The organism is Chitinophagales bacterium (genome assembly GCA_019638515.1).
Lineage (GTDB): Bacteria > Bacteroidota > Bacteroidia > Chitinophagales > LD1 > UBA7692.
The window spans coordinates 105284-118247 of record JAHBTS010000005.1 but is presented as its reverse complement, the minus strand read 5'-3'; the positions used below and the strand labels follow the sequence as shown (position 1 = coordinate 118247).

The 12964-nt window shown below is 39.2% G+C and carries 9 protein-coding genes; 5 read left to right on the top strand and 4 right to left on the bottom strand.

The genetic code is table 11. The features are described 5' to 3' along the window. The first annotated feature begins 6 nt into the window (after positions 1-6). Positions 7-1284: an adenosylmethionine--8-amino-7-oxononanoate transaminase gene (gene bioA, locus KF872_10125; GenBank protein MBX2903902.1), complete on the top strand. Its 1278-nt coding sequence runs from the start codon at positions 7-9 to the stop codon at positions 1282-1284. Here bioA and KF872_10120 read toward each other — a convergent pair. Continuing rightward, complete coding sequence (locus tag KF872_10120) at positions 1270-1836, bottom strand: phosphatase PAP2 family protein (protein ID MBX2903901.1); 567 nt, start codon at positions 1834-1836, stop codon at positions 1270-1272. The two genes, bioA and KF872_10120, sit on opposite strands and share 15 nt — an antisense overlap. 10 nt (positions 1837-1846) lie before the next feature. Then, positions 1847-4747, bottom strand: a complete 2901-nt coding sequence (locus KF872_10115) for an insulinase family protein (GenBank protein ID MBX2903900.1) — start codon at positions 4745-4747, stop codon at positions 1847-1849. 289 nt (positions 4748-5036) lie between these two features. Here KF872_10115 and KF872_10110 point away from each other — a divergent pair, with 289 nt between their 5' ends. The 4 genes from KF872_10110 to KF872_10095 all read left to right on the top strand — a co-directional run bounded on the left by KF872_10110 (position 5037) and on the right by KF872_10095 (position 10384). Further along, positions 5037-6995, top strand: coding sequence for a peptidylprolyl isomerase (locus KF872_10110; protein ID MBX2903899.1), 1959 nt, complete (start codon positions 5037-5039; stop codon positions 6993-6995). Positions 6996-7013: 18 nt separating this feature from the next. Then, positions 7014-7940, top strand: a complete 927-nt coding sequence (locus tag KF872_10105; protein MBX2903898.1) for a hypothetical protein — start codon at positions 7014-7016, stop codon at positions 7938-7940. Beyond that, positions 7930-8508 (top strand): outer membrane beta-barrel protein, encoded by a 579-nt coding sequence (locus tag KF872_10100; protein ID MBX2903897.1) that lies wholly within the window; start codon positions 7930-7932, stop codon positions 8506-8508. Before KF872_10105 ends, KF872_10100 begins: the two co-directional genes overlap by 11 nt. 103 nt (positions 8509-8611) lie before the next feature. Next, on the top strand, positions 8612-10384 hold the full coding sequence (locus tag KF872_10095) for an ATP-binding cassette domain-containing protein (protein MBX2903896.1): 1773 nt from the start codon (positions 8612-8614) through the stop codon (positions 10382-10384). Positions 10385-10386: 2 nt separating this feature from the next. Here the strand turns inward: KF872_10095 and KF872_10090 are convergent, their stop codons facing one another. Then, the gene (locus KF872_10090) at positions 10387-12315 is read right to left on the bottom strand and encodes a transglycosylase domain-containing protein (GenBank protein MBX2903895.1); all 1929 of its coding nucleotides are present in this window, start codon (positions 12313-12315) and stop codon (positions 10387-10389) included. Between the two features lie 5 nt (positions 12316-12320). Next, positions 12321-12953 carry a peptide-methionine (S)-S-oxide reductase MsrA gene (gene msrA, locus KF872_10085; protein ID MBX2903894.1) on the bottom strand — a complete coding sequence of 211 codons (633 nt, stop codon included), beginning with the start codon at positions 12951-12953 and terminating at the stop codon, positions 12321-12323. Positions 12954-12964: the final 11 nt, after the last annotated feature.

The following is a 12964-nucleotide window of genomic DNA, read 5'->3' as shown; positions in this document are numbered from 1 at the left end:
TACTATATGAAAAACCTTACCGAAAGAGATGCAGATGTTTTATGGCATCCTTATACTCAAATGAAATTATCGCCATTTTCTATTGCCATTGAAAAAGGCTCCGGTGCATATTTGTTTGATTACTCGGGAAAGCAATACATAGATGCCATTTCGAGTTGGTGGGTAAATACTCATGGCCATGCACATGCACAAATAGCAGCAGCCATTTCCAAGCAGGCAAACCAATTAGAGCAGGTGATATTTGCAGGCTTTACCCACGAACCCGCCATAACATTGGCAGAGAAATTATTACCGCTACTTCCTGCCAACCATAAGAAAGTTTTTTTGAGCGATAACGGTTCTACTGCCGTAGAAGCCGCTCTTAAAATGAGTATTCAATTCTTTGCCAACAAGAACATTCAACGCCATAAAATTATTGCCTTCAAAGACGCTTACCATGGCGATACTTTCGGCAGCATGAGTGTAAGTGCACGCGGTGTATTTACCCAACCTTTTCACCAACTTTTATTTGATGTAGTTTTTATTGATACTCCCACGGGCTTCAATACTGCTACGGTTACAGCTCAATTGCAAGATGCCATTCAGCAATATGCACACGAAATTTGCGCCTTTATTTTTGAGCCTTTGGTACTCGGCTCGGCAGGCATGTGTATGTACCCGCCAGAAGTATTAAATGAACTTATGGGCATAGCAAAAGCAAACAACATTATTTGTATTGCCGATGAAGTAATGACGGGATTTGGAAGAACAGGCAAAATGTTTGCCACCGAATATCTTTCTGTTCAACCCGATATTATTTGCCTTTCTAAAGGAATTACAGGCGGTTTTTTGCCATTAGGTGCCACCACCTGCACCCAAGAAATTTTTGATGCCTTTTGGAGCAACGAAAAAAGCAATATGCTTTTCCACGGGCACAGCTATACCGGCAATGCATTAGCTTGTGCGGCTGCAGTGGCATCGCTGCAAGTTTGGCAAACGGAATGCACACTTCAAAAGGTGCAACAAATAGAATTGCTGCAACAAAAATTTATAGCAAACCTTACGCACCACCCCAAAATAAGCAATGCACGCGTATGTGGAACTATTGCCGCATTTGAAGTAAACGCGGGCAGCAATAGCTATCTAAATCCTGTAAAAGAAAAATTGGCACCCTACTTTTTGGGACAGGGCGTACTGCTTCGCCCTTTGGGCAATACAGTATATATTCTCCCTCCTTACTGCATTACAGAAAGTGATTTAAAACACATCTTTACCGTAATTGAACAGAGTTTAAACCTCGTTTAATTTCACACCAATTTTGCTATTAAAAATAGTGCCAACTAGCCAACCTATTGCAATACCCAGCAATGCTCCACAACATACATCGGCAGGGAAATGAACGCCTACATACACTTGCGAAAAAGCAATGCTTGCCGCCCACAACATCAGCAAAACCCTTACCCATGTTTGCTTAAAAAGAAAGCATAAAAAAACAGCTAAACCAAAATGGTTGGCAGCATGGCTGCTTACAAAACTATATCCGCTTCCACAGCGCACCAGCAATTTTATTTGTGCTGCAAGTTCAGTATTATTGCAAGGACGCAAGCGGGCAAAAAACGGCTTTATGAGCGATGCCGAAATTTGATCTGCCAACAAAACAACCAATGCACCAAAAACAACAACCCAAAGCGATTGCCACTTGTATTTTTTAAAAAACAATGCCCCTAAAAAAACATACAGCGGTATCCAAAAAAACTTATTGCGCCACAATGGGCATACGGCATCTAAAAAAGGATTGGCAATATCCTTATTGAAAAATAAAAACAGCGAAACATCAAGTTGCTGTAATGTTTGCAAGCGATATTATTTAGTAACCAAACACTTCTTCTAAAGTAAGTTCTTTCAACTTACCTAAGTGCTCTAAATCCTTAAAGTTGATATCGCTCTTGTTTCCTAAAATGCAGTAGGTGAATTTTTTGTTTTTCACATGCTCATTAAAGAATTTTTCGAGCGTAGAAAAATCGGCAGATTGGACTTCTTTATATACTTGAATACGGCTATCTACCGATAACCCGCGCTTGGTGGCAAGGTCGTATTCCCAATAGATATCTTCTCCGTTTACTCTTTCGCTCTCTAATGTTTTAATGATATTTTCTTTGGCACCATTAAACTGCTGCGGCACATTTGGTATGTTGGTAAACAGCTTATTCATTTCAGCCAAAGCGGTTTTCAACTTATCGCTTTGTGTACCCACATAACCATGAATATAGTGCGAGCGATTGGCGTACTGCGGCATTTCAAAGAAACTATATACAGAATATGCCAATGCCATTTTCTCTCTTATTTCTTGAAATAAAATACTCGATAAACCTCCGCCATAATATTCGCTATAAAGGTTTTGAGGTGTAAACAATTTACTATCGAATTTCACATCTTTAGCCAACATGCGCACTTCTGCTTGTTTCATGTTGTAGTTACAGAAATAAACCAAAGGTTCTTTATTATCTAACTCAGGATACTCAATGGCAGTTGGGTAATCTTTTAATGCAGCTTTGGGTTTATGATATTTTGCCACAGACGCTAAAGCTGTGGCGGCATCTAAATTTCCGTAATAAAAAACCTTGTGTTTGTAACCCAAAAGCGACTGCACCAACTGCACCAATTCATCTGGAGAAGTAGACTCTAATTCGGCTTTTGAAATAACATTGTTGAATGGATTTTTTGCACCGTATTTGGCATAATGAGCCATTGCTCTATGCAAAATCTGACTTTTGTTCAACTTAGCATTCGCGCGCTCTTGAAGTATATTGGCCACAAATTCCTTATACGCCTCTTTATTACCTTTTATATTTGCAAGTACATGTTCAAAAAGCCCTACTCCTTTCTCTAAATTATCTTCTAATCCCGATAATGTAACAAACACTCTGTCGCGGCCGGTACTAACGCCAAAGCTTAAACCCAACTTGTAAAATTCTTTCTGTAAATCTTCGGCAGTGTATTTATCGGTTCCCAAGAATTTAAGGTAATCTACGGCAAGCCCCAACTTCTTTATGTTGTCGGAACCCATATCAAAAATATAATTGAGCGAAAAGGTTTTGTTCAAATCATTTTTCACATAATCAAAATTCACTTGCGTGCCTAATTTCAAATGCTGAATATCTTTATCAAAATCCAAGAACTTAGGCTGCAATTCACTCATTTTTATTTGATCGAAAATGGTTTTAAAATTACTCTGCGTGTCTTTGTTCATTACAACAGGTGTAATCTTAGGCTTATCCACTTTGTGTCGTTCCGGCTCGCCTATTCGCTTGTAGCAAACGGCATATCCGCTACCATAATACTTATTTGCGAATGCCACAATTTCTTGCTTTGTAAGTTTTCCTAACTCATCAATTTCCTTTATCTGCTTTTCCCACGGAACATCTTGTACAAAAGCATTCATGAGCGCATAGGCACGAGAATCATTTTTTTCGGCTTCTTTCATTAAACGCAGTTTTCTGTTTTGAACAATTGCGGGAATAAGCCAATCCTCAAATTCACCTTTCTTAATTTTTTCTACTTCGCCCAGCAGCAAATCTTTTACTTGCTCAAGTGTTTGCCCTTGTTTGGGTTCGCCATATAGAAAATGTGTACTAAAATCCTTGTCTATAGAAAAAAACGAATAGGCTTTTAATACCTTTTGTTTTTGCACTAAATCTAAATCTATTAAACCTGCTTGGCCGTTAGAAAGTAACTCATCTACCAACGAAGCCATTAAACTTTCGCGCGTACCGGCACCATCAAAACTATAACCTACATACACATGCTCCGGCTGCGGCCCTTTAATTACTGTTTCAATAGGACTTTTCAACTCCTTCAAAGCAGGTTTATTAAAGATAGGTAAATCGCCTGAACCCCATCTTCCGAAGTTCTTTACAATTTCCGGCATTACCTTATCGGGATCTACATCGCCCGATAAAATAATTGCCATGTTATTGGCACGGTAATAGGTTTTAAAATAGTTATGGATATTTACCATACTTGGGTTTTTCAGATGTTCGCCCAAACCAATGGTTGTTTGTGTTCCATATGGATGATTAGGATAAAGCGAAGCCAAAATGCTTTGGTAGCTCCAACGTGCATCGCGGTCTTGGCTGATGTTAAACTCTTCGTACACCGCTTCTAGCTCTGTGTGAAACAAACGAAGCACCAATGTTTTAAACCTATTAGCTTCTAATGTAAGCCACTTGTTTATGGCGTTAGAAGGAATATCGTTTACATACACCGTCATATCATTCGATGTAAAAGCATTGGTTCCTTGCGCCCCCAGCGAAGTTGTCATTTTATCGTACTCATTCGGAATAGCAAACTTAGAAGCCTCGTAGCTAAAACTATCTATGCGTTTGTAAATGGCTACTTTCTTAGCTTCGTCCGGTTCATTCTTATGGGCTTCAAACAAATTGGAAATAGAATCGAGCAACACGCTTTCTTTTGTCCAATTTAAAGTTCCAAATTCGTGCGTACCTTTAAACACCATGTGTTCTAAATAGTGTGCCAAACCGGTAGTTTGTGGCGGATCGAATTTAGAGCCTGCTTTTACGGCAATCATAGTTTGCACGCGAGGCGAAGTTTTGTTTACAGAAATAAAAACTTTCAACCCGTTTTTCAGGGTATATTCACTTACCGGAAAATTACCATCGGTATAGTTTTTTACCTCATAAGGATTTTGGGCAATTGCTGCAAAAGCAAGCATTAAAAAAGCTGATAAAAAGCTACAATACTTCACCATATTTTTTTGTTCTAAACATCGAAATTGAAAAAATTATGGGAACTGCTACATGTTTTACCAAATTACTTTCACATTGTTAAAAAGCATTTATCAGCAGCATTGGTAAGCCACAGCACACCAAAAACTTTGGCGGGCTTTCAATTCAAGCAAATTATTGAACTTGCAAAAACAAGAAATACAAGCTTCAAAAAGAATAAATTGTTAAAAATTGAAGTTTAACACTACCTTGCGCGGCTTTAATTATTGCAAAATGCAAATTCGCACCTCAACCAAAACATGGAAAGTTAATATGAAGTTTTTAATTCTTGCTTCTGCGCTTACAGCAGCAACCACATTGTTTTCTCAAGTTGACAAAAACACCACGCTTTTTAAAATTGCAGGCGAGCCTGTAACCGTAGGTGAGTTTGAATATGTTTATACCAAAAACAACATCAACAACCAAGCCGATTACAGCCAAAAGAGTTTAACCGATTACTTAGAACTCTACAAAAATTTCCGCCTAAAAGTTAAAGAGGCTGAAGCCATAAAATTAGACACCGTAAGCGGCTTAATGAATGAACTCGAAGGCTATCGCAAGCAATTGGCAAAATCGTATTTAACCGACAAAGAAATTTCCGATAAACTTTTACAAGAAGCCTACGAACGCTCGCTGCACGATGTAAACGCCAGCCATATTTTAATTAGATGCGATGAAAATGCCAACCCGCAAGATACACTCACCGCATACAAAAAAGCCATGAACCTTCGCCAGCGTCTTATTAAAGGAGAAGACTTTGGTAAATTAGCCAAAGAAAACAGCGATGACCCAAGTGCAAAAGATAATGGAGGAAACTTAGGATGGTTCTCGGTATTCCAAATGATTTATCCATTTGAATCGGCTACTTACGCATTAAAAACCGGAGAAATAAGCATGCCTGTTCGCACACAATACGGCTACCACATTGTAAAACTAAACCAAACCCGCCCGGCACAAGGCGAAATACGCACCGCACACTTACTGTTGAAATTCCCCGAAAATGCTACCGATGACCAAAAGAAAAAAGTAGCTACTAAAATAGACTCAGTTTACAATGCCGTAAAATCAGGAAATGCCACATTTGAAGATGCCGTTGCCAAATTCTCTGAAGACCGCACCACCCGCAATAAAAAAGGCGAACTACCTTGGTTTGGTACAGGCAGAATGGTTCCTGAATTTGAAGAAGCTGCATACGCATTACAAGCAGACAATGAAATTTCTAAACCAGTAAAAACAGCTTACGGTTGGCATATAGTAAAACGCTTAGAAAAAAGAGACCTTCCAAAGTTCAACGATATTAAAGCCGACCTTAAACGCAAAGTAGAACGCGACAGCCGCAGCCAAGTTGCCAAAGGCATTTTAATTGAGCGCATTAAAAAAGACAATAACTTTAAGGACTTCCCCGAAAACAGAAAACAATTCTTTGCATCGGTAGATTCTAGTCTTACTAATGGCACTTGGAATTCAACCGCAGTTGCCAATCTAAACAAGCCACTGTTTACCATTGCAGATAAAACATATACCCAAACCGATTTTGCCAACTACATCAGCAAAAATGCAAAACGCAGAGGCGATAAAAACAAAGACCAATTATTAGATGAATACTACGGCAACTTTGTGAGCCAAACAGCTTTAGACTACGAAGAAAGCCAGCTAGAAAAGAAAAAACCTGAGTTTAAAACCCTCATGAAAGAATACCGCGATGGCATTCTGCTATTTGAATTATCAGATCGCTCTGTATGGAGCAAAGCACCAAAAGACACCGCTGGATTGCAGGTCTTTCATGAGCAAAACAAGAACAAATACATGTGGGGCAACCGTGTGCAAACAGTAATATACAACACCACAGATAAAACACTTGCCGATAAAGCACACAAAATGGCGCTCAAGAAAAAAAATGCCGAAGCAATTAAAACCAAACTCAACAAAGCCGATGCTACAGCAAAAGTTTCTACTATCGAAGGCAAGTACGAAAAAGGACAATACGATGTAGTAGATGCCTTAGAATGGAAAGTAGGAGTTACACCCGTAGAAATGCTAGACGATAGCAGCTATCGCTTTGTGGTAATACAAGCATTGCTCCAACCCGAGCCTAAAACATTAAAAGAAGCAAGAGGCTATGTAGTAAGCGATTACCAAGAATACTTAGAGCAAAAATGGATTACAGATCTGCGCAAAAAATATCCCATAGAATTGAACGAAGAAGTATTCAAAGCACTTATCAAAAAATAGTAGCCCTACGCAGTTAGCATGAAGCGCTTAACTAACAAAACCGGTTTCAACCTAAATGAAACAAGAAAAAGAACTCCATTTTTGGGGTTCTTTTTCTTCATGGTATTGGGTTTATGCGCGCTCTCATCTTGTAACTATTTCAAAAAGAAATTTATTGGCGAAGACGAAAAACCCATTGCCCGCGCATACGATAGTTACCTATACCCAAGCGACCTCAACGGACTTACTACTGGCGTAAAACCGGAAGACAGTGCCCGCATCGTAAAAGCTGTAATTGAAAAATGGCTACAACGCCAACTACTTCTCAAAAAAGCCCAAGAAAATATACCGGAAGACGACCCCGGCATTATACGTAAAGTAGAAGACTACCGCGAATCGCTCATCTTGTATGAATACGAAAAAGCGCTCATTACCGATAAATTAGACACCTCCATTAAACAATCTGACATCGAAAAATACTACACACAATTTACCGACAACTTTCCCCTGCAACACGATGTGTATTTTGTACAGTTCATAAAAGTAAAAGAAGATATCACCGACCTTAAAAACTTTAAAAAACTATTGCTAAACATTCGCACCCAAGAAGACGAACAACAAGTAGAAGGCTATTGCAAAGCCAATGCCGTAGCTTATGCCTTTGCCAAACCACTTTGGTACACTGCCGAAAACCTAAAAACCGTATTTATGTTTAGCGACAACGAAGTAGCTCAACTCAATACCAGTGAACGATTCAGAGAGTATAACAAAGAAGATGGCTCGCTAATATTTTTGCGCATACTCCAACACAAAAAGCAAGGCGAAAAAGCACCTATAGAACTAGCACAAACCAACATTGCAAAAATTCTTATCGAAAAAAGAAAAATGCAACTAATAGAAAACTTCTACAACCGTGTTTTTAAAGAAGGAATTTCATCTAAAAATGCCGAACTGTATGCACCATAAAATCCTCGTATCGCTACTGTTACTGCTGTCTTTTTCCATAGCCAAAGCCCAATTAGAAAAAGGCAATATTTCTACCGGAGCAGGTATTGATGTTGCCAGCACTTTTGTAGCCGCTACCAAATACAACAACAGTTATTTCAGGCTTAGCATTTCGCCCGGCTTAACCTATTTTGTTATCAACAACTTAGCCATTGGAGGCAATGTAAACTTTACGATGGATGTAAGAAGACGCGAAAAAATTACTGCCTTTTTATCGGAAGTTGGTCCCGTGGTGCGCTATTATTTTGGAAAGAAAAAAGTTACCAATAAAAAAGGGTTTGCACAAGTTACCGGTGGCTACGCCACTTCAACCTTTTTAAACGATGGAAAAACCTCCGGCCGCGATGGGTGGTTTGTTGGTGGTATGGTTGGCTTTGCCTATTTCATCAATAAAAATATTGCCATGGAAACTTCGCTAGGCTACAACTACAACAAACAAAAAGATTGGGTAACCCACAACATTCCATTTAAAGTTGGTTTCAATATTTTTATTCTTCCCAAGAAGAAAGACATAGCTGCTCACCAATAATGAAATTATTCTTGACTATGGCTGTAACATCTTTTTACAATAAATCTTTTTGCAACTTGATTGCAATAAAGTTATTTGTATTTCGCCAATAACAACAAAAAGTATGAGCGATAAAACAGCAAAACGCAGAATTAGTTTTAAAGAAATAACTGCTTCATTTAAAATTTACCGCTTCATTACTCCCTACAAATGGCAATTTATAGTTGGCATCCTGTGCTTAATAGTTTCTACTGCCGTAGTATCGGTGTTGCCAATTGGTTTCAGGCAATTGGTAGATGCAGCTAACAGCAGCGCCATGAGCCGCGAAATGCTTACCAAACTCGGTATGTACTTAGCCGGAGTATTGTTTATTCAAAGCATATTTTCATTTTTCAGAATTTGGTTGTTTGAAATTGTAAGCCAGCGCAGTATGAGCGATATACGCAAAACGCTGTACGAAAAAATAATTACGCTACCTATTTCATTTTACGAAAACAACCGTGTGGGCGACCTCACTTCTCGTATTAGCAGCGATGTAACACAACTGCAAGATGCCTTAGGTTTTAACCTTGCCACCTTTGTGCGCCAATTGGTATTACCCATTGTTTGCATTCCATTTTTGTTTACCATTTCGGTAAAACTTACCTTGGTGATGATGGCTACTTTTCCGCCACTTATTATTAGTGCCGTAATCTTTGGACGATTTATTAGATCACTCTCCAGAAAAAGCCAAGATGCGCTGGCAGCCTCCACTACTATTGTAGAAGAAACATTCCAAGCTGCCGATGTAGTAAAGTCTTACACCAACGAGCTATACGAAAGCAATCGCTACGGCAATGCCGTAAACCATGTAGCCAATGTGGCGCTTAAAGCAGCCAAGTATAGAGCCTCCTTTGTATCGTTCATAATTTTTGCACTCATAGGCAGCATTGTACTTATAGTTTGGCAGGGGCTTAGCATTGTAGCAGCCGGCCAACTTACCATGGGGCAACTTATAGAGTTTTTACTCTTCACCATTTTTATTGGTGGCTCGCTAGGCGGTTTAAGCGAAAGCTACTCGGTGATTCAAAAAACGGTGGGTGCAGCTGAGCGCATCAACGAAATTTTAAATGAACCCAGCGAAGTGCAACTTGCAGACGAACAACAACAAATCGGCATTACAGGAAAAGTACGTTTTCACGATGTTCAATTTTCGTATCCCACACGCAAAGACATTCCCATTTTTACCGACCTCACATTTGAAGTTCAACCCGGTGAAAAAATTGCATTGGTAGGACCCAGTGGCTCCGGCAAATCAACTATCATTAAACTGCTTAGCCATTACTACCAACCCGATAGCGGCACTATATCTATAGATGACCAACCACTCCGCCATTTCAACATTACTGCTTTAAGAAAAAATATTGGCATGGTACCTCAAGAGGTTATACTTTTTGGAGGAACCATTGGCGAAAATATTGCTTACGGAAAACCCGGAGCTTCGCAAGCAGAAATTATAGAAGCAGCCCGCAAAGCCAATGCACTTCAGTTCATCCAATCTTTTCCCGATGGCTTTGAAACTGCCGTTGGCGAGCGCGGCATTAAACTAAGCGGAGGACAGAAGCAGCGCATAGCCATTGCACGCGCCATTCTTCGCAATCCTAAAATTTTAATTTTAGACGAAGCCACCAGTGCACTCGATGCCGAAAGTGAAAAACTAGTGAAAGATGCGTTAGATGAACTTATGAAAGGCAGAACTACTTTTATTATTGCACACCGACTTTCTACCATTAGGCAAGCCGATAAAATCTTAGTTATCAATAAAGGAAAAATTGTAGAGCAGGGCACACACAAAGAGCTTTCCGCCTTGCCCGATGGTATTTACAGCAAACTGCTAAAACTGCAATTTGAAGAATAGCACTACTCCTCTCCTACTACAGATTCGGCTTCTACACCAGCAGGTGCTACAACTTGTGCCGCTGCGCCTTTCAACACTACTTTAGGCTGAAAAGAAAGCATATCGTTTTCTGTTATTCTTTCTCTTAGCAACATCCGGTTTACTAAAATTTCTGCATACCGCTTAAAATGCGGTTTAAATGAACCATCGCTCTCTACTTGATATTTATAGAACTTGGGGTTAGGAATAATTCCTGCTAAAAACACACTTTCCGGCAGCGACAATTCTGCAGGTTTTTTCCCGAAATAATAGGCAGCAGCCTCGCCAATGCCATATACATTTGGCCCCCACTCAATAATATTCAAATACACTTCCAATAGGCGATCCTTGCTTACCAAATGCAAGTTCTCAATTAAATATACAATAAGCGCCTCTTCTATTTTGCGCGCTACGTTTTTGTTTCTGTTTAAAAACACATTTTTAACCAACTGCATAGTAATGGTACTTCCACCGCGAGCAAAACGCTTCTCTTTAATATTTTGAATTGCCGATTCCCTAAATGCACTTTCTATAAAACCATTATGCTGCAAAAACGAAGGATCTTCTGATTGTAAGACCGCAGCCACCAAATAAGGTGCAACCTGCCGCAGCGATGTAAAAGCCGCATTGCTATGTCCAACCGACATGCTGCGCACCAAACGATCTTTGATAAAAACATCGTGAATAAATTCATCGTTTATACGCGTAAAATTTTCGGCTCCAAAATGCCTTATGTAAAAATTCTTGCGCTTAAAATCCGATTCAAATACCAATGAATCTAAACTCCGAGAATCTACACTAAAATGTAAATTGTAAGCAAGCCTGCCACTACACGATATGCCTTTTAATGTATGAAACATTCCTGCCGGCAGTGAGCTAAAAAAACTATCGGCACCCACCTCCGGCATCTTAAGTTTAAGCGCCACTTGGTAGTTGGTATCTTCCTTAAATGCCGATGCAAACAATTGCAGCGGAATATCTTGCACCGCAGCCGTAGAAGATGAGTCTATTACAAACGTATTGGAGCCTACCATGCCAATTACATGCGCCCGACAATTCCGAAATATTATTGGCTCTGCTGCCAAGCGCCAATGCGCACAACTAAAATTTACCACCTTAGATGCCACATCAAAATGCACACCTGCATCTTGAGCAAGTTTCCATTTCATTTCAACATCTACTGTATCAAAATTCAAACTCAAATCGTATCCTTTCTTTAAAAAAGAAAACGCACCAACGCTATCGCCTTCGTGACTTAACTTGCACTCAAACAGTGTTTGCCTGGCATCAAAAATACCATTAGCAAACAGTGTGTCTGGCTGTTTTCCATTAGTAAAAAACGCAGTGAATTTTTGCTGATGTAGCTTAAAATATGGCAACACAATTTGTTCACTTCCTACGGTATCTTTAAATACCACATTTGTATTTTTCAATACAATTTCTGTTGAAGAAAACATAGTTGCCTTCTTGAGTATTCTAGCAATAAAAGCACCTTTTCCTTCCTTTTCATTTGGCAAATTGGAAGCAGAAGACTTTCGGAACTTTTTATAGTTAGCTACATTATGTTTATCGAATAAATATAGTTCAATATTCTCCGAAAGGATATTGGTAAAACGCAATTGTCCAATTAACATACGCATTGGAGATACTTCTACATATAATTTCTCTACTCTTATTATTGCTGCTCCTGCGCTATCGTTCAACACTATGTTTTCTGCTGAAACACCGCTCCATTGGCTAAAATGAATACTGCTGCAATGCAAATCCAAGTTGTATTGCAGCTTCAACTTATGTTGCACATTTTCCATTGCAAAATGCAACAATGTGTTGCGCCCAAAAAAAATGGCAGTAGCTATCAGTAAAGTTATGGTTGCAATTACAAATGCAAAATATCGGAGTTTATTATGTTTCAAGTGTGCTACTTCAATTTATCCTTGAAAACTTTTTCAAACTTTTCGAGTTTAGGTACAATCACAAAAGTACAGTAGGGATTAGCATTTTTGTTATCATTAAAATAGTTTTGGTGGTAATCTTCTGCCTTGTAAAATGTAGCAGCAGGCGTAACCTCTGTAACTATTTTGCTATTAAAAGCGCCTGCGCTGTCTAATGCTTCAATAAGCTGTATTGCTGTACTTTTTTGAGCCTCGCTATGGTAAAAAATGGCCGATCGGTATTGAGTTCCGGTATCGTTACCTTGTCGGTTTAGTGTGGTGGGGTCGTGTGTTTTAAAAAACACTTCCAAGATTTCGGCAAACGAAATTTGTTTGGGATCAAAAGTTACCTGAATACATTCGGCATGCCCCGTAAGTCCGCTGCAGATTTCTTTGTAAGTTGGATTGGCAATTTTTCCTCCGCTATAACCACTTTCTACTTTTTCTACACCTTTCAAGCGTTGGAAAACAGCTTCGGTACACCAAAAGCATCCATTGGCAAGTGTGGCAATTTCTAACTCGTTTGTGTTACTCATGTTATTTTTTGTAGCTACTTTTTGACTCTTGCCACAATGGGCAAATGCCAATAACAAAACCATTACAAATATGAAATTCTTCATGAACAATAAAC

Bases quoted from the DNA above. Each gene is read 5' to 3' on its own strand.
- bioA (MBX2903902.1), top strand. From the start codon at position 7: ATGAAAAACCTTACCGAAAGAGATGCAGATGTTTTATGGCATCCTTAT.
- KF872_10115 (MBX2903900.1), bottom strand. From the start codon at position 4,747: ATGGTGAAGTATTGTAGCTTTTTATCAGCTTTTTTAATGCTTGCTTTT.
- KF872_10110 (MBX2903899.1), top strand. From the start codon at position 5,037: ATGAAGTTTTTAATTCTTGCTTCTGCGCTTACAGCAGCAACCACATTG.
- KF872_10105 (MBX2903898.1), top strand. From the start codon at position 7,014: ATGAAGCGCTTAACTAACAAAACCGGTTTCAACCTAAATGAAACAAGA.
- KF872_10100 (MBX2903897.1), top strand. From the start codon at position 7,930: ATGCACCATAAAATCCTCGTATCGCTACTGTTACTGCTGTCTTTTTCC.
- KF872_10095 (MBX2903896.1), top strand. From the start codon at position 8,612: ATGAGCGATAAAACAGCAAAACGCAGAATTAGTTTTAAAGAAATAACT.
- msrA (MBX2903894.1), bottom strand. From the start codon at position 12,953: ATGAAGAATTTCATATTTGTAATGGTTTTGTTATTGGCATTTGCCCAT.